Consider the following 18,072-nt stretch of genomic DNA (forward strand, 5'->3'; position numbering starts at 1 on the left):
TTGGCGGTTTCGCTGCGGTCAATGCGATGTTCCCGGCCTGCGGAGGATTCGTGATCATCAGGAGAGGACATGCAGGTATTACTCGTCTTGAACGACCCGCCCTACGGAACCGAGCGGTCCTACAACGGATTGCGGCTGGCCGCACGGTTGTGACGGTCACGCGGCTTGGAGAACTCCCCGCACGATGCCGCGAAGGTCTTCGGCCAGGCCCGCGCCGGGCTGCGAGATACGATCCTCGTCTCCGGCGCGGTACTTCCCAGTCCGGACCAGGCAAGCCGCCAGTCCCGCGGAACGCGCGCCATCGATATCGCCGGCATAATCGTCGCCGACCATCAGCACCCGCTCCGGCGGCAGTTCGAGGCCCGCGATCGCGGCGTGGAAGATCCGCTTGTCCGGTTTCCCGAAGTTCTTCGCCTCCACTTCGGCGGCATATTCCAGCGCGCGTACGAACGGGCCCAGGTCCAGCGACAGCCCGCCGGACTCCCGAAAGTAGCGGTTCATCCCCATTACCCACAGATCGGCACCGTCCATTAGTGCGCGAAAGGCCTCGTTCAGCGCGTCGAAGCTGAAGTGCTCGCCCATATCCCCCAGCACCACGACATCAGCGTCGCCGGAAACAGAGTCGCAACCCTCAAATTCGCTACGCAGGTCCGGATGCACGAAGAATCGGGCCGTACGACCTCGTCGTTCGAGTTCCGCGCGGATTGCGCTCGGGGCGGTGGTGAGCGCCTCGTCCGGGAAGTCGAACCCGAGTGTACGCAGCCGGTCCAGGATGCGTCTGCGCGGCTGCCGCGTCGTGTTCGTGATCAGCCGCAGGGGCAGCCCGGCGCCCCAGGCCTTTTCCACCGCTTCCCGCGCCCCGGGAACGGCCTCGTCCCCGATGTACAGCACGCCTGAAAGGTCCAGCAACAGGGCCTCGACGGAGTCGATTCCCCGGGGTGTTCGTTCGAACATCGCACGAGCCCTCCTGACACCGTGACATCGACTGGGCGCGAACAGGTCCGGACGGCGCTGGCAACTCTGAAGACCCATGTTCGAAAAGTGGTGTAACGCTGGACCTCGAGCTACACCAATGTCCGCCTGGAGGGCTTCAACGTGCTGCTCCAGACCGCCCGGGCGCGAGTTTGAGGATACCGCAACACCGACACCCTCATCACCATGATCCACCTGATCGGGAGCCCCGCGGGCTCCATCCTCAAATCCACGTGAAACGACGAAGAACCCATCAGGCACTCCAGTGCGCGGGGTGGCGCTAGAGGTCCCGGGGGCGTCAGCGGCGCAGGCGGAGGTAGATCTCGGGGAGTCGGCGCGGGAGTTCGTCGATGTGGTCGATGATGATGTAGTGGCCGGGGCCGAAGATCGCGGGCAGGTATTCCTCGCCCGAGGGATCAAGGGTGATGCAGAAGGGGTGAATGCCCGCATCCTGGGCCTCCTTCATCGCCATACGGGTGTCTTCGTGCAGATAACGGGCATCGCCGCCGTCGTCGTAATCGGCGGGGCGGCCATCGGACAGGATCAGCAGCAGTCGGTGCTGGCTGGAGACCCGCTGCATCGCCCGGACGGAGTGGCGGATCGCCGCACCCATGCGCGAGGCGAGACGGCCGGAGATACCCGCGATGCGCCCCCGCACCGTGTCATCAAGCGGCTCGGTGAAGTCCTTGAGCCAGTAATAGTGCACCTGGTCGCGCTGCTTGGAGGCGAAGCCGGCAATGGCACAGGGATCGCCGATGCGGTCGATCGCCTCGGCGAACAGCATCAGCCCGGAGCGCACCCGCTCGACGATCTTTCCGTCCCCACCGGGGTGCCGGGCCATGATCGAGGTTGACATGTCGGCCAGCAGCAGTACGGCGGTATCCCGGTGCCGCACCGCCCGCCGGCGGTAGATGAAGGCCTTCGGCGACAGGCCCGCGCGCTTGTCGGCGATGAAGTCGATCACCGCCTCGGTATCCAGTTCGTCGCCATCCATCTGCCGGCGCAGCGGGGCCATGCGCATCGGCCGCTGCATCTCCAGGCCGCGCGTGAGGCGCTTCAGGGTGGCTGCGTGCCCAGCGAGGATTTCCCGCGCCCGGCCCGCATCCTGCTCATCCAGCACCCGCTCGTTCAGGTTCACCCAGTCACTGATCATCCGCTGCTCGCGGTAGTCCCATTCCGGATACGGGATGCCGCCGCTGCGAGGCTGCCAGGCCACGCCGCGCTTGGCGACCTGTGCCGGCGCCGGTATACCGACCCCGATACGCCCGCCGGAGCCCGAGGTCTCCTCCCGGGGCATCTGGATGTCGGCATCCGGGTCCTTCTGCGCGCCTTCAGGCGTCTGTTCCGGCGCCTCCTCCTGCTTCTCGCGCACGAAACGGTGCTCCTCGTAGGCATCGCCGACGTCGCGAAAGTCGCTGAGATCGCCATCGCGCAGGCGCTGCGGATACACCGGCCGCGCGGCATTCAGCGACAGCCCCGGCAGATACGCGTCCTTGCGCTGATCGATTGCGATCTCCGGGAACGTCGGATCGGCGAACAATTGTTCCGCCGCGTCCCAGGCATCCAGAACCGTTGCGGCGGGATCCTGCATCCGTTGCAGACGCGGGTCCACTGCCTGACCAGCATGCAGCGCGCGGTACGCCTCCAGCGCAAAGCGGTAGTACGTCCCGGCCGGCTCGTCGGGAATCTCCTGGCGTCGCGCCAATTGCAGCAGGCGGGCCAGGAATCCTGGAATCCGGGGATGCAGCCGGGCGTTCACGCGCAGATCCTCGGCCAGGTCGAACAGGATCTGGAAGCGAAACATGCGCTCGGCGAAGGGCGCGAACAGCGGACGCCAGGTGATCCGGCTCTGGTCGTCCAGCGGCGGGTGCTCCATGCCGGCGCGGGCGAACAGCCCCTCGATGTGTTCGCGCGCATAGCTGTCGAAGGCCAGGTGTGCGGTGCCGTGCTGCACCGCGACGATGGCCTCGTCGCGGCTGTCGAAGACGGCGGGCAGATACAGGCGGCGGCCGTCCGTCTCCAGCATCGGGCGTCCCTCGCCCGGCTTCCAGTCGCCGTCCGCCAGCGGAATCTCGGCGTCCAGCCACGCCAGCAGGAGCAATTGCAGGAAGCGGCCGTGCAGGCGCGCCCGGTAACCGGGCAGGGCCTCGAGCAACACCCGCATGCCCTCCTCGCTCTCCATGCGGAAATAGGCCTCGCCGCGAGACCGTCCGGCGACGAGCAGGTCGGCGCCACGGCGTGCCCAGCTCAGCAAGCCGGCGTCGCCGACCATATTGCGGGCCATGGGGGCGCCCGCGAGGTAGCAGTCGAGCGCGAGACCGCGCTCATCGAACAGCCGCTCCGCCGGCTCGATCAGGCTGCGCAGACCGGGCACCCCCTGCCCGCCGTCCAGCCGGTCGAAGGGTGTCTCGAAATAGGCCCGGGCATCGGCGAGGCTGCGCCCGCACCAGCGCAGGCCGATGGCGAACCACTCGCGCTCGCCGGCCTCGCCCCAGGCGCGCCAGACTCGGTCGACCTGGGCCAGAAAACCCTCGAGAGCGTAGTGCGAGTTCACCCACTGGAGGAATTCCCGGGCCTGGCCGGTCCAGGGCTCGACCACGCCCGAGTTCTCTGCGAGCCGGGCTGAATGACGCAGGAAGCTCTTGCCCGCCTCGCGGTCGTGCAGGAACAGGTCCCGCGCGGTCTCGATCCAGAACCGCGCCTGAGCCGCACCGAATTCGCGAATCGCGGGCAGCGCGGTCCTGGTGTCGCGGTGCGCGACGAAGCTGACCCGCTCCAGTTGTTGCAGGACCTCCTCGATCGCGACGAGATCGTCGGCCTCAGCCATGAACGGCCGCGGTCTCCTCGTCGGCCTCGGGGAAGTGCGCAGCGACGATCTCTTCGAGCGCCTGGATCAGCTCCGGGTCGTCCGTGACCGGCGCGATCATCGCCGCTCGGCAGGCGGTACGCGGCGCGAGACCGGCCTGCATCAGCTCGCCCGCATAGGCCAGGGCCCGTGTGGAGGTCGCCTCCTCCAGACCGTGATCCTTCAACGCCCGGGCGCGCCGCCCGGCGGCGACCAGGCGCTCGACCCGATCGGGATCCAGCCCGCCCGATTCCCGCGCGACGATCTCGCGCTCGATCACCTCCCCGGGGTAGTCGAAATGGATCCCGACGAAACGTTGCTTGGTCGAAGGCTTGAGGTCCTTCAGTACTGTCTGGTAGCCAGGGTTGTAGGAGATCACCAGCATGAAATTCTCGTGGGCATCGATGATCCGCGCTCGCTTGTCCAGCGGCAGCTGGCGGCGATGGTCGGTCAAGGGATGGATCACCACCGTCGTATCCGTGCGCGCCTCGACGATCTCGTCGAGGTAGCAGATCGCACCCTCCTTCACCGCGCGGGTCAGCGGCCCATCCTGCCAGACCGTCTCCTCGCCCTCGAGCAGGAAGCGACCGACCAGGTCGGAACTGGTCAGATCCTCATGGCAGGCCACGGTGACCAGCGGCTTGCCGAGCACGTGGGCCATGTGTTCCAGGAAGCGGGTCTTGCCGCAACCAGTAGGGCCCTTCAGCATCACCGGAAGACGCCGCGTCCAGGCGGCGCGGAAGATCTCGATCTCGTCGGCTTGGGCCACGTAGAACGGGGCGTCGCCGTCCAAAGGGGACTCAAGCACGTCACGTTCGACGCCGCGCAGGCGGTTGAGCAGATTTTTCATGGATGCTCCGTCAGTTCGGCGGAAAGATTGGGAGACCCGGTGTCCACATTCCGGCACGCGGATCTTGGTGGTTGGGGGTTCTAATCCTGTATCATTTCAGCTTTCGCTAATATCGACCATTTCACTCCGAACCAGTGCGTTTAGGGAGCCGGCATGAAGCTAGTGAAGCTGATCAAACTCAATAACCTGCAGTACAACGCCAACCGCGACCCCGCGTTCTATCGCCGCCCCGTGAGTGAGGAATTCCGACTGCAGGCGATGCTAAACGGTTCGGGCGAAGCGAAGGCCATGTTCACCGTCGAGGGCGAGACCCTGTGCGAAAGCACGATCAACCTGCCCGGTACCTTCGACTGCAAGTTCAGCTATGACACTGCAGGTACGCGCATCGGCGTATTGACGATCGACGGCGCGAACGAGCAATTCCGCGAGAACGTCCGCATCGACGTACTCGACCATGCCCCTATAGGGTAACGCGCCTGCGGGTTACGATCAGGCGACCAAACCGGACCCTGTCGATGCGAGGCCGACCCTCAGCGGTCGGGGTTATGGGATGACGCCCGCAGTGCCATCAGGCGTCCTGATTATCACGGAAGCGCCGCAGAGGATCCCTTCGCGCGCAAGGCGCGCTCCCACGGGTCCTTGCCCTTGTAGGAGCCTGCCTTGCAGGCGAAGGTTTTGGCGGTTTCGCTGCGATGAATGCGATTTTCCCGGCTTGCGGAGGATTCGTGATCATCAGGTCAGGCGTTGCCTCAGTGCGGCCTTGACCCAGCGGAAGCCAATTCGCTCCTGCTCCAGGCGCAGGGATTCCCGCAGGCGGTTGTCGCGCAGGTCGTCATATAGCGCGCGTTCGACCGCGGTGAGTCTCGTCAAATCGTGGCGCACGGGATCGGGCTCTCGGCCCCAGTGGGCTTCGTGAGCCATCAGGGTGGCGCGGTCCATCAGCAGGGAGTCCACGTGCCGGAATCGGTTGCGCAGTTGATCGAGGATCGCGAAGCCGTGGGTGTCGATGTCCCCCCAGTAGTGCAGCCTGCACCGCTGCAGCCATTCGATCCCGCCCAGCGTCTCCCATCCGTAGCCCGCGCCAAAGATCACCAAGCCCCGGGGAACAGGGGGAAAGGCGAGGAAGTTGGTCTCGTTTTCGGTAATGAAAACCCATTGCACCGGCAACGAGAGCGCGGCGAAGCTGTCCGCGTCCAGGGTAACGTCGGGTAGCCCCGGCACCTCGGGCCCGTTTCGGACATTGGAAAACACCGGTAGCGCTTCATCGAGAGCGCGGAAACGGATACGCGCCGGCTTGTCCCGGAATCCGTAACGCGCGGTGAATCGGGAAACGCCGGTGAACGCGGCGTCCACGACCTCGACCGGCAACACCCGATCCAGCCACTCGATCAATACACCCCGATGGGCTTCGATGAACTTGCTGTGCACGCCAGGAATATCGACCTGGCGCAGGTAGATTCCTGGGCGCGGGTGTTCGCGCAGCCAATCGACGATATCGAGCAGGCGCTCCCAGTCGCCAGCCAGTTCCAGCGCCCGCATCGGCCGCCGGCCCAGCCATTCGAGCAGAACCGGCTGGCGCATGCGGGTCAGGTCGACAAGTCTTCGGAACCGTGCCGCCTCGCGCTGTTTCCCGATCCACGCGAGCGCGTCGTCAAGGCGGTCCACCCAGACCTCCCGCGGCACCCGGTTCGCACCGAAGATCCGATGGGTGAACTCGCGCCACTCGATCCGGCACCAGGGCATTTCCCGCAACGCCGCGATCCAGACGCGCACCTCGTCGAATCGCCCGGCCATTTCCGACGAGGTCGGCCCTTTCAGCACGAGCTTCCGGGGGAAAATCTCCTGATCGCTGACCAGGGCGGCCAGCAGATCACCGCGGTCCCAAAGCCGGCGCACCTGCGCGCGCAGATCCTCGGGGCGGGTCCAGGTCATACCGCCAGCCGCGCCTTCTCCTCGCGGTAGGCCTCGATCGACAGGTTGCGCAGACTCGAGGCCCTACCGAGCTCGTTGTGCACGAATCCGACGCTGGACACGAATGGCTCGATGATGTGGATCTTCTGCAGCGGGGTCACGATCAGTAATTGCAGGTTGAGTTGTGCGAAAAGGCGCAGCCCGTACTGCGCCGATTCGTCCGAGCCACGCCCGAAGGCCTCGTCGATCACCACGAAACGGAACGACCGCGAACGCACAGCGCCCCATTCCAATCCGAACTGGTAGGCCAGGCTTGCCGCGAGAATGGTGTAGGCGAGCTTCTCCTTCTGCCCACCGGACTTGCCGCCGGAATCCGAGTAATGCTCGTACTCGGCGTCGTCCTCGCGCCAGCGCTCGCTGGCAGCAAACACGAACCAGTTGCGCACATCGGTGACCTTCGTGGTCCAGCGCCGATCCTGCTCGGAGAGCCCCTCGCGGCCACGAAAACGGCTGATGATGGCCTTGACCTGGAGGAACTTGGCCTCGGAATACTGGGCATCCTCGGATCCGGTCAGCGTGCCTTCGGTGCAGGCCCGCAGCTCGGTCTGGAAATCGCGGATGTCGGTATCGGGGCTCGCCTGGGATTCGAGCACGATGTAGCGCCCGGGGTTGTAGTCGATCTGGGTCAGCGACTCGTTGATGCGCCCGATCCGTTCCTTGATGGTTTCGCGCTCCCGCGCCAGCTGCGCATTGAAGTTGGCGATCTCGTTGATCGTATTGACGTTCAGCAATTCCTTGAAGCGGGACTCGAAACGCGGGAGATCATCGCGGCCCAGGCTGCCGAGCAGTTCCCGGTATTCGAAAGCAGCCTCGATGCTGGCATCGAACTCCGCCGTTTCCAGCTTGAACTCCTGCTTGAAGGCCATCATCGCCTGGATGATCCGTTCGCGGGCACGCTTGACCCTGGAATCCTCCATATCGATCCGCTTCTGTAGCCAGCCGCGCAGATCCTGCTCCCGGTTGTCGCAGGACTCGACCGTCAGGGTGTGCTCGCCGAGCGCCTCGCTGCGCATCGTCTCCAGCCGCTGGTGCAGTGCGGCTTCCGGCGGGTCGGTGTCCAGCACGGTCATGGTCTCGATTCGGAGCGCCTCGGCATCGCTGCGCTTCTGCTCGGTCTTCGAGCGGCGGTCCCGGATCCCGTCCAGTTCCGCCTCCGAGGCCTCGAGCTGCGCGCGCGCCTCGCCGAGCCGCCGGTTGAGTTCGTGGAGCCGATCGGAAGCGGCTTCCAGGCGTTGCATTTCACCGGACAGCGTCTCGATTGCGGTCACCACCGTGGCCCAGTCCAGTTCCTGGAAATCGTTGAACTCCTGCAGCCCGGTCAGCGCGTTCAGGCGCTCCTCCAGCCCCTTGCGTTGCGCCTGCAACGTGCCGATCTGCCGACCGACATCCGCCAGCCGCGTCTCGAGTTGCCTTGATCGGCCCTCCAGCGCCGCAATCTTCGCCGTGTTGGTCCAGCCGAGCACGTAGCGGCCGCGGTCCGACAGGGCGTGCCGATCGTCCTTCTCGTGGCGGCCGGTCGGGTCCTTGATCTGGCCCGCGAGGGTGATCGCGCGCCGCTCGCGCCGGAACTGCTCCTGGGTATCGCAGCAGGCTACGTCGAAGCGGTGCGCCAGTTCCCGCTCGAGCCAGTCGTAGAATGGGGAATCGGGCTTGATCGACAGCTTGCGCACCAGGGACTCCACGTGCAGATCCGGGAGATCCCCGCGCCGGACCGCGCGCACCTGAAAATAGACGAGCCGCCCCCGGAGATGACTGCGGTCGACCCAGTCGGCCACCGCCCGGTAGTGGGCATCCGGCACCAGCAGCGATAGCCCGAAGCCGCGCAACAGCCGCTCCGCGGCGCCTTCCCACGGCTGCTCCTCCTCGCGCACCTGCAGCAGCTCGCCGGCGAAAGGCATCACCTCCTCGTCCAGACCGAGCGCCGCACACAATGCCGCGCGAATCCGGATCTGACGATCGTCGATGTTGCTGCGCCGACGTCTGAGGCTGTCGATCTCGGCGCTGAGAGCATCGTGCTCCTGCTTGCCCTGGCGCAGGTTCACCGCTTGTTCGGTCAGCGCGTTCTGGAGATCGGCGTCCTGGTTCCGCAGGGTCTCGCGCAGGCTGGCGAACCGCGCGCGCTGAGCCACGAACGCCACCTCGTCATCGGCTGCCGGCTCGCCGATGACGCCCGTGAGCTCCGCGTAGCGCCGGGCCTTCGCGAGTCGGCCATCGCGGAGCCTTTCCTTCTGCCGGATCTCCTCGGCCAGGCGCTCCAGACGATCGCCTCCGTTGTCGGCCACTGCACGTTTCAGCTCGTCGACCTGGATGCGCTGCGCATTGCGCTGCTCCTCGAGCCGCCGGACCTGGGCATCCAGCCTCTGCCAGTCCTCGTTCAGCCCGGCGAGGCGCTTGTCCAGCAGGTTGAGCTTCAATCCGGCGAAATGGGCGCGCAGCGCCTCACGGCATTGGCGCAACGCCTCGGCCTCCGCCTCCAGCGTCTCGTGTCGATCGCAGTCGGCTACCAGGGGTTCGAGCAGTTCCACCTGACGCTTAGCCTTGAGCACCGCCTCGTGGGCACGATTGAGATCGTCGAAGTGCGCGATCAGCGCCTGGATACGGGGCGTGACGTCGAACGGCTCGAGCATGTGGCTGCGCACGAAATCGGTCAGATTGCCCACCGACTTCATCGACACGGTCTGATGAAAGAGTTCCAGGGCCTGATCGTTGTCGATGCCGAAGCGGCGCCGGAACCAGGCGCCATACTTGGGGAAGCTGTCCTCGATCAGCGCCCCCAGCCCGCGCAGACGCTTGCGCAATTGCGTGATGTCCGGCCCGAAGTGCGCGAAATCCTCGGCGATCGCCAGCGATCGCTCGGCAGCGACGAAGAAACGCGCGGGCTGCCCCTGAGCGTCCTTGCTCCAGAACACCTGCGCCAGCGTGATCGTCTGGTCGTAGCCGGCGTTGTGGAAGACGCCGAGGATCACCGAGTAGCTGTTGTGATCGCGCAGCGCCACGGGTTTGGCCGCACCGGTGACTTCGTTGCGCTCGGACTTGTAGTGCCCGAGCACATAGGAGCGCAGGCTGCGTTCCCGGCTGTCGGCGCCGGCGGCCTTGTTGTAGGCGACGCGGTTTGCGGGCACCAGCAACGTGGTCACGGCATCGACCAGCGTCGACTTGCCGGAACCGATGTCGCCGGTCAGCAGGCCGTTACGGCCGTCGAGTTGGAGTGTCCAGACCCGGCTGTCGAAGGTACCCCAGTTGAACACTTCCAGCCGCTGCAGGCGAAAACCCGCCAGCGTATCGTCACCGACGAAATCCAGGCCCAGCGTCTGCGCCTCGCCCGCCGGTGCAGAGCGCCCTGACTGAAACGTGGAGGCCGTGCTCATGAATCGCCTTCCTGGACGTCGGTGTGGGAACGCGTCGAACCGGCCTCGGCTACTGTTCCATCAACCGGGCCGCCGGTCTCCGCCAGCCACTGCGCCCGGTAGGCCGCCAGCCGGTCATCGAATTCGGCCAGCCACTGAGCATCGACGAAGGCCTTGAGGATACGCCGAACCTCGAAGGTTCCCGGGCCGGCCGTCTTCAGGCGCTGCAGAAAGCCCAGTTCGACGATCTTGTTGATGTGCGTCTCGATGCGGGCGATGAAGCGGGTGTCGTCGCTGCTGTCGGGCAGGAAGACCCGCACCAGTTCGACGATTTCGTCACGGGTCAGCACCAGACGGGTGTCGCCGCCGCCGGCATCGAACTCAGCGAGCTTCCTGCGCAGCAGGGCCAGCAGCAGGCTCACCGGGAAGGACAATGGCCGACGCGCGATCAGGCGCAGCGGCCGGGAGCCGGCCTCGGGATCGTCGGGACGTGAGCGCAGGAAGGCATAGCCCTCGGCCTCGTCGAGGACGAGGTCCAGGTTCAGCACGTTCATGTAGTCCCGCACCTGCGCCTGCAGCTCCAGCAGCGCCGCCCAGAGCCTCTCGTCGCCATCCCGGTAGATCACGCCCTTGAGCAGCGTGACCGCCAGCGCCGGCAGTTCATCGCCTGCGCGTTCGGTCCCGGTTTCCATTTCCACCATCACCCTCTCACAAAGGTTACACGCGGCATGCGGGCACGCCGGGTACAACCGGCCCCGTCGCGACCGATCGCCTGCCAGGAAATCACCTCGGGGCTGGCCTCGTCGATGACCACCTTCAGCGGGGCGCGGCCCAGCTCCAGATAAGCCACCAGTTCCGCCAGTCCCCGCTGCAGGGGCTGGGCGTCGATGAGTTCGCGCAGCGTCACCTGCGAGCGTTCCTGCAGGGCGTTGCGGACGTGCCGGGCGAGCCGCGCCTTGTCGACGACGACCTGGGAATACAGCGCCGAGGCATCCACGTCGGCCTCCCCCGTCTCCAGCTCGATATCGGCAATCAGTGGTTTCATTGCCGGCCGGTGCAACGGGCGCTCCATCGGCAGTTCGATTTCCGCCGCGGTCGCCGCAATGGCCATGATCTCTCCCGTCGGCTGAGTCTCGCGCAGTGCCAGCGCCTTGGTCTCGATCCCGTGCAGGATATCCATGATGCGGCGGTTCTCCAACCACGCCTGGTCGTCGAGAAACCGCCTGAGCTGCTGTGACAACCGGGCCACGGTGCGCTGGGTGTGCTCGCCGGCCTCGAGCCAGTCGTAATGCACGCGCCGGGTACGGGCGTCGGGTCGCAACTCCGCCACCGGTGGCAGTTCCAGCACCCGGGCCAGTAGTTCGGATAGTTCCTCCTGGCGACGGCTGGACATCAGGAAATCCCAGAATGCGCGGAAGCTGCGTCCCTGGTCGGAATCCGCGATCGCGTCGCGTTCGCCCATGATGTCCTCGAGCAATGCGCCCTTGGAGCCCTCCCACAGCGCGATCCGCTCGCGCACCCGGCGATCGAGTGTACGGAAGTTGTGCTCGACCTCGCGAAAATCGGTCAGCAGTTCGCGCGCAAGCTGCATGAACTGCTGGAAGCGATCGCGCAGGGCCGTGTCGTCCAGCAGGGGCACGTCACCAGCCAGCACCTGCTCGATCTCAAGGTCGATGGCATCGCGGCGCTTGCGCAGTTCGGCCACGCGTTTTTCCGGATCGGCCTCGCTGCCTTCGCTCATCTGCTTGAGCAGTTCGAACAGCGTCAGCAGGCGCGATTCGGTGCCGACGAAGCTGCGCGCGGCGAGTGTCGTGAGCCAGGCGATCGCCTTTTCGGTGGCCGGGGTCAGGTCGAACTGCGGCTCGTCGGAACCGAGTGTGTAGAACTTGCGCAGCCAGCCCTTTTCCGGGCTGGCCCAGTCGTCGAGGTACTGGATCGCCGAGCGGGGAAAGGCGTCGGGTCCCAGACGTTCGCGCAGCGCGAACAGTTCGTCCTCGAGTGCCTCGGCAAGATCCGCCGCGGCCATCACACGCACGTTGGGCGCCACGAATGCCCGGTGCAGGAAGCTGGCCATCAGCGGCGCATGGTCCGAGCGCAACAGCCGCCAGGCCGGGTGGCGCAGCCGCAGGGCCTCCAGGGTGGCGAAATCCATGCTCATGCCGGTCTGGCTTTTACCTGGATTTTCACCTCACCTGCCCCGCAGTGGTGTCTTTCATCCAGCCAAGGGATGGGCCAGTCGCCGCCAGCCGCACTGGTGCATAAAAGGGGCACTTGCGCCGGGATCGGAGGGGTGCAGGGTAATCGTCGCAGCAGATCCATGTCGGTATGATGCGGCCGCCGCCGCCCTGCCGTCACCTCACCAGTCGTACTGGCGCAGGAATTCCGGAAGACGCTCGAGCATCTCTTCGCGCGTGAAGAAACGGTCGGCACGGGACAGGCGCATCTCGTCCTGGATGTCCGTATCGCCGCCGAAGCAGAACACCGGCAGGTTGATCTGGTACTCCATACGCAGGATGCGTATCACGTCGAGCGGATCGAAGACCTCGACCTCGTCGAGATCGAGCAGCAGGAAGCGGTACAGCAGGACCTCGTTCCATGGACCCAGGTCCTCCAGGTCGGTGACCGGCACCAACTCCCACGGGGGCTCGACGCAGGCCTGGAGCTTGCTCAGCATCTCCGTATCGCGCGTCATCACGATGATGCGGCGTTCGAGGCGGCGGGCAATGGTCGGTTCCGACATGGTCGATTCCTGGTCGAAATTCACGTGCTTGAAAAAGGGACGGGCATGCCCTCAAGAACCAGCGACACACCCGCCTGACCGGATCCCGCGCGACGCCCGCGGTTCCGACAACAGCGGGTCGCCCCCGTTGCGATCCGGCTGCACCTCAAGGCGTACGAATGCCACGGTACAGAGCATCGACGCGGCAACTGATCTCATCCGCGAGCGAGAGTTCCAACCCCTGGCTCAGGCTCGCACGCAGGACCAGCCGCTCCGGCGCCAGCCCAATCACGCGCTCCTGCAGGACCTCGTTGATCCGGGGCTCCTCGCACCAGATGCGCCGGATCGCGGTGCCGGCCACGTGCAGGCGCAGGCGCCCGCAGCGCGAGCTGGTTTCGAACACGTGATTGACCCGGTTGATGCGGATACCGGAGGGTACCGCGGGACGGGTGTCGCCCTGTTCCAGGTCCTCCAGCTCCTCACGACCCCGTGTAATCCATGCTTCGCGCAGGGTCTCGGTCAGTTCCAGCGTTTTCGGTGGCACACCGAAACGCTGTCGCAGGGCCGCGAACAGGGCGCTCCGGAATGCGTCATTGTCCGGCGCCGGGATCATCTCTCGCGCACAGTCGGTCACGCCCTCACGCAGCGCCGGCAGCACCCACTCGCGGTAGCCATCGCTCGGCGCGAAGATACAGGCCAGGAAACGCTCGGCTGGAAAGCGGAGCAGGAAGCTCGCCCCGAAGACGCAGCCCTTTTCGAGGGTAGCGGCGCCGGTCCCCATGATCTTGCGTCCACGGACCCATATATCCTGGCTACGCGTCTCGGCTTCGTCGAGGCCCAGCTGCCGTAGCACGGCGACCGCCAACCCCATACCCATGGAAAAAAGGTGCCGGTGCCCTCGTGCCAGACTATGGCGCGGCATCACCAGGAAGAAGCAGGGCTGGTCTGCCTCCACCCACACCGCCCCACCCCCGAGCGGTCGCCGCAGCACGGGAATGCCCTGCTTCGCGCAGCCGGCGAGGTCCAGGTCCGCCCCCGGATCCTGGCTGGCACCCACGGAAACATGATCCTGGCTGCTCTGCATCCAGAGCACACGCACCGGGTCGTCGTCGCGGGTGCAGGCGGCCATACCAGTGTACAGGGCATGCATGGACTGCGCGGACACGCGGCCCGCGTCCACCCATACGGGCGCAACCGGTGAGATCAAGGATTCAATCCTCGGCGCCGCCCTTTGGACCGGCCGTAGCCTCCTCCGACGCTGGCTCGTCCTTGGGGCGGTAGAAATAGCGGAAGTAGAAATCGCTGCGGGAAAGGTCCTCGTACAGCTTGGCACGCTCCTCGACCCCGCTGCGCAGCACCTGGATCAGTGCCTCGGCCTGTTCTCCGTCGACGATGTGCATCGCACCCATCAGATCCTCGTCGGTATCCAGGAAGTGCGACGGCAGTTCATCCGGTTCCTGGATGAACATCAGGAAGGACTTGCACCCGGGGTCTTCGGGGTCCAGGGGCTGCATCACCACCCGACCCAGCCAGGCGAGACGGGCCACCTGGTTGAACTGGTGGATGTCGAATTTCTTACCACGTTTGTACTTGTTCAGTTCGTTACGAATTTCGCCGATGTTCGTGATCTTCAATGACTTCATGACCGCCCCTGGCGATTGATTTGCGCAGAGAATACAAAAGGAAGGGGCTCGCGGATAAATGGCCCCGGAGAACCGGGGTAGTCGGCAGGGCAGGCACCCCTCCCGGTGCGGACACAGCGAGATCCTGGATTGCAGGCCGCGCGGGGCCCCGGATCAGTCGCCGAGACGCCAGATCTCGTAACCGCAACTGGAACAGTGCCAGAGGACCTCCTCGTCGCCGGACCCGTCCTCCGCCGGTCGCGTCTCGCCAGCCACCATGTTCAGGCTGCGGATGGTGCAGCGCGGGCACTTCTCTACCGCGGGCTGTTTGCCCCGCTTCGTCCGCTTCGGGGCCGGCGGTGCCATCTGGGCCCCGGCCTTGGCGATGACCGCGTCCAACTCATCGATCAGAGCCCCAAGCCGATCCACCGCATTCGCGTGTTCCGGGGCATCCAGCTGTGCCTGCAGTTCGGTCAGTCCATCACGGATCGATTCAAGTCTGGATGCGATATCAGTCATGCCGTCACCTCGAAAGGTAGACCAACGGGAACAGGGGTTTGCTTCCTGGACATCTGGCTCAACCGCCCGCGGCCTCGGTCAGCGCCCTTTCCACCGCCGCGGGCGAACGCCGCAACTGCATGAAGCTATTCTCCCCCATCATGCTGAGATCGGGGAAATGCAGGGCCATGCGAAAACGCATATGCAGCGCCTCCACGCGGCCGCCATCCACGAGGATCTCGTAAGGCAGGTAAGCGGTGTGCCGACGGTCGCCGACATCGACCGTCCCCAGGTTGAAATGGTCCGAGGCGTACTGATCGGCCCCCTCCTCTTCTCGAATCGAGACCCCGATCAGCGTCGCGTCACGGCCGGGAATGTCGACCCTGTACACCTCGCGTACCCCGCCCTTGCCGGTGCTCAGGTTGGCTTCCAGCGCTGCCAGCGCACGTTCACGACTGGGGTAGGTGGCCAACAGGTAAGGGTCACCAAAGCGCTCCATGCCGAAGGCGTAGCGATACCGGCCCAGTACCGCGGGAGTCAGGCCCTGTGCACCGAAGGCCTCCTTTGCGCCAAGCGTGCTCGCGAGGCGGGACATCGCGCCGGCGAGGGAGCGGTCCAGCTGGTAGGCGTGCCGGAAATATTCGAGATCGTTGTAGCTGACCTGAAGCTCCGTGCCGATGCGGGTCACGGACACCCGCAGCGGTGCCGCATAGGCACCACGATCGGAACCGGCCGCCGCGGCGAGCAGTTCGTCAGATGTGAACACCATCACCCGGGCATTGTCGTCCACCGCGTATTCGCCGAGTACCCGGAATCCGGCCGTTGTCAGCCGATCGCGCACAGCCATGGCTTCGGTGGCGACATCCGCACCGGGCTTCGTGTAGGCGAGCATCATCGGCTTGAGCAGCTCGGACTGTGCCGCACTCGCGATCACGAGCAGAAACAATCCCAAAAACCCGCGGGTCAGGGTGAACATCGACATGGCCTTCTTCCCTCTTGTACCGGAATGACATGGTCGCGCTGGCATCGCAACGCCGGGCCTCGGCGCGGGCTTCCCGTATCACGGGATCGCGATGCCGGCCGGTGGACGATCCGGCGGCGGGGCTGATGATCCGGCGATCGCGCAGAAGCCCCGCGTTCCCGCGGGGCTTCTGCGCACGGCGATCAGCCTTCGAAATCTATGCGCTTTTCGGGCCTGCGTCAAAACCCGGTCACGGACAGTCTGGCTGCCTCGCCAGGATCGCAACCTTCTTATATTATCAAGCGCTGGCCCACTCAGGAACCTTTCAGGCGTCCACACCGAGCCTCGCGGCTGGCTTGGTGTTGAAGGTTTGCGGCCGGTCATAGCTTCGACTTCCACTGGCTTCCGTCCCGTGGCGGCCATCGTCGTCGGGACGCGATCAACCCACCCGTTTTCTGGATGAAGGGGATTTAGATGCGCACACCAACAACCGCCGCACTTGGTCTGGCCGCCGCGGTAGCCGCAGTATTCGCACAGGCCGACGACGCGACAGTCCTCGCGCCGGTCACCGTCACCGCCAAGGGGTACGAAGCGCTGATCGCAGATACCCCACGTTCGGTCAACGTGATCGAGGCCGATACGATCCAGCGTACCCAGGCGCGGACTCTCGGCGATCTGCTCCGAGGCCAGCCGGGCCTCGCGGTGGCAGTCGACGGCTCGGTGGGCCTGGACCCGATCATCCGGGGCCTGAAGCGCGACCAGGTGCTGGTGCTGGTCGACGGGGTGCGCATCAATGCCCTGCAGCCGCCCGGCAGAGGGTCCCTCGCCTCCTATGTGAACGTCGACATGATCGAGCGCATCGAGGTGATCCGCGGCCCCAGCTCCGTACTCTATGGCTCGGGTGCGATGGGCGGCGTGATCAACATCATCACCCGGGGTGGAGACTTCACCGAGGAACCTGAGCTCAACGGCTGGTCCCGGCTCGGCTACACCTCGGTGGACGACGGCGTCCGCGCGGCGGTGGGCGTATCGGCGTCCGACCCGCGCAACGTGCTCGACCTCGCGATCGCTCATCTCGATACCAACGACTACCGCATGGGCGACGGCGATCGGCTGGATGATTCCGCTACCGAACAGACCGCGCTAAGCCTGCGCTATCGCAGACAGCTCACCGAAGGCCACGAAATCCAGTTCCAGGCGCAGCGGGACCGGCGCAAGGACGTATGGTATCTGGCCTCTAGGAACTTCCGGGAGGACCCACTGGAAGGGGGCTTTCCGCAGCCGGGGGGGCTCAACACGCACTATGCACCCGAAAAGACGCGGGACCTGCTGGAACTGTCCTACACCGGCGAGTTCGGGGGCAGTTGGGCACCGAGACTCTCCGCCTCGATCTACCGCCAGCAAATGGAGCGCGGGAACTACGACTGGAACCGGGAACTCGCCAAGGACTACCGGACCTCCGACACCGACTTCGACACCGATGGCGCTCGGGTCCAGCTCGAGTTCTCGCCGCACCCGCAGCACGTGGTGCTGGTGGGCGCTGACACGTGGAAGCTGGAGGCTTCGCCCGTATCGTTTATCGGAAGAGAGGGTACCGACTGGGATCCGACGGTCCGCATCCCCCTGATTGGAGATGGAAGCCTTCGCTCCACCGGCGTTTTCGCTCAGGACGACATCTATCTAGATGACTTCATCGTGAGCCTCGGGGTGCGTTACGACGAGGTCAGGGGAAGCGCGGACCGCTTCCTCGCTGGCCTCGGGCCAGGACCCGATTTCGACCCCATATATCGTGAGGAAGGATTGAACAAGACGGATCACAACTTTTCGTGGTTCGCAGGCGTGAACTGGGACCTGGATCCGGCCTTCCGGCCCTACGTAAGCCTTTCCGAGGGATACCGTTCGGCCAGTCTGCTGGAACGCTATTTGACCTACCCTTACAGCGACGGCTTCAACTGGCTCAGCAATCCCCAGCTTGACCCCGAGCGGAATCGGACCTTCGAAGTTGGTGCGCGCGGACAGATTGGTGCCACCACCTATTCCATCGCTGCCTACGAAAGCAGGATTCGCGATTATATCGGTGGGCAGGTGCGACCAGGCATGCCAGTCAAGGACACTATAAACCTGAATCGTGCCCGCATCCGCGGCGCCGAGTTCACGCTGGACCACGATCTCGGCGAGGGGCTCAACGCCTTTGCCTGGGGTACCTGGCTGCAGGGCGACAACCGGGACTCGGCCTTCGACGAGCCGCTGTACCAGACGCCACCGCCCGAGCTCACCGTAGGCCTGG

At 65.4% G+C, this 18,072-nt stretch carries 14 protein-coding genes; 2 read left to right on the forward strand and 12 right to left on the reverse strand.

All coding sequences use genetic code 11. The features are described 5' to 3' along the window. Positions 1–156 precede the first annotated feature (156 nt). The 3 genes from EA346_RS04425 to EA346_RS04435 form a co-directional block, all read right to left on the reverse strand. Positions 157–930, reverse strand: a complete 774-nt coding sequence (locus EA346_RS04425; protein WP_296756133.1) for a TIGR01458 family HAD-type hydrolase — start codon at positions 928–930, stop codon at positions 157–159. 340 nt (positions 931–1,270) lie between these two features. After that, entirely contained in the window at positions 1,271–3,799 is a 2,529-nt protein-coding gene (locus EA346_RS04430; protein ID WP_296756115.1) for a VWA domain-containing protein, read from the reverse strand. Beyond that, positions 3,792–4,667, reverse strand: a complete 876-nt coding sequence (locus EA346_RS04435; protein WP_296756116.1) for a CbbQ/NirQ/NorQ/GpvN family protein — start codon at positions 4,665–4,667, stop codon at positions 3,792–3,794. Before EA346_RS04435 ends, EA346_RS04430 begins: the two co-directional genes overlap by 8 nt. A 153-nt stretch (positions 4,668–4,820) precedes the next feature. On the opposite strand from EA346_RS04435, the gene EA346_RS04440 reads away from it, so the two are divergent. Beyond that, entirely contained in the window at positions 4,821–5,138 is a 318-nt protein-coding gene (locus EA346_RS04440) for a hypothetical protein (RefSeq protein WP_296756117.1), read from the forward strand. A gap of 261 nt (positions 5,139–5,399) precedes the next feature. Here the strand turns inward: EA346_RS04440 and EA346_RS04445 are convergent, their stop codons facing one another. The 9 genes from EA346_RS04445 to EA346_RS04485 form a co-directional block, all read right to left on the reverse strand. Beyond that, the gene (locus tag EA346_RS04445; protein ID WP_296756119.1) at positions 5,400–6,599 is read right to left on the reverse strand and encodes a DUF3322 domain-containing protein; all 1,200 of its coding nucleotides are present in this window, start codon (positions 6,597–6,599) and stop codon (positions 5,400–5,402) included. After that, positions 6,596–10,006 carry an ATP-binding protein gene (locus EA346_RS04450; protein WP_296756120.1) on the reverse strand — a complete coding sequence of 1,137 codons (3,411 nt, stop codon included), beginning with the start codon at positions 10,004–10,006 and terminating at the stop codon, positions 6,596–6,598. The genes EA346_RS04445 and EA346_RS04450 overlap by 4 nt, the downstream gene beginning before the upstream one ends. Beyond that, entirely contained in the window at positions 10,003–10,686 is a 684-nt protein-coding gene (locus EA346_RS04455; protein WP_296756122.1) for a DUF4194 domain-containing protein, read from the reverse strand. The genes EA346_RS04450 and EA346_RS04455 overlap by 4 nt, the downstream gene beginning before the upstream one ends. Further along, positions 10,686–12,143 carry a DUF3375 domain-containing protein gene (locus tag EA346_RS04460; protein ID WP_296756123.1) on the reverse strand — a complete coding sequence of 486 codons (1,458 nt, stop codon included), beginning with the start codon at positions 12,141–12,143 and terminating at the stop codon, positions 10,686–10,688. The genes EA346_RS04455 and EA346_RS04460 overlap by 1 nt, the downstream gene beginning before the upstream one ends. 198 nt (positions 12,144–12,341) lie before the next feature. Beyond that, complete coding sequence (locus EA346_RS04465; protein WP_296756125.1) at positions 12,342–12,725, reverse strand: hypothetical protein; 384 nt, start codon at positions 12,723–12,725, stop codon at positions 12,342–12,344. Positions 12,726–12,870: 145 nt separating this feature from the next. Next, positions 12,871–13,854, reverse strand: coding sequence for a lipoate--protein ligase family protein (locus tag EA346_RS04470; RefSeq protein WP_296756134.1), 984 nt, complete (start codon positions 13,852–13,854; stop codon positions 12,871–12,873). 61 nt (positions 13,855–13,915) lie between these two features. After that, the gene (locus EA346_RS04475; RefSeq protein ID WP_296756126.1) at positions 13,916–14,347 is read right to left on the reverse strand and encodes a hypothetical protein; all 432 of its coding nucleotides are present in this window, start codon (positions 14,345–14,347) and stop codon (positions 13,916–13,918) included. 153 nt (positions 14,348–14,500) lie between these two features. Then, the gene (locus tag EA346_RS04480) at positions 14,501–14,845 is read right to left on the reverse strand and encodes a hypothetical protein (RefSeq protein ID WP_296756128.1); all 345 of its coding nucleotides are present in this window, start codon (positions 14,843–14,845) and stop codon (positions 14,501–14,503) included. A 58-nt stretch (positions 14,846–14,903) separates the two neighbouring features. After that, the gene (locus tag EA346_RS04485) at positions 14,904–15,806 is read right to left on the reverse strand and encodes a hypothetical protein (protein ID WP_296756129.1); all 903 of its coding nucleotides are present in this window, start codon (positions 15,804–15,806) and stop codon (positions 14,904–14,906) included. 453 nt (positions 15,807–16,259) lie between these two features. Here EA346_RS04485 and EA346_RS04490 point away from each other — a divergent pair. Continuing rightward, a partial coding sequence (locus EA346_RS04490) for a TonB-dependent receptor (protein ID WP_296756131.1) occupies positions 16,260–18,072 on the forward strand: 1,813 nt, incomplete at its 3' end.

It is taken from the genome of Thioalkalivibrio sp. (genome assembly GCF_007692535.1).
Lineage (GTDB): Bacteria > Pseudomonadota > Gammaproteobacteria > Ectothiorhodospirales > Ectothiorhodospiraceae > Thioalkalivibrio.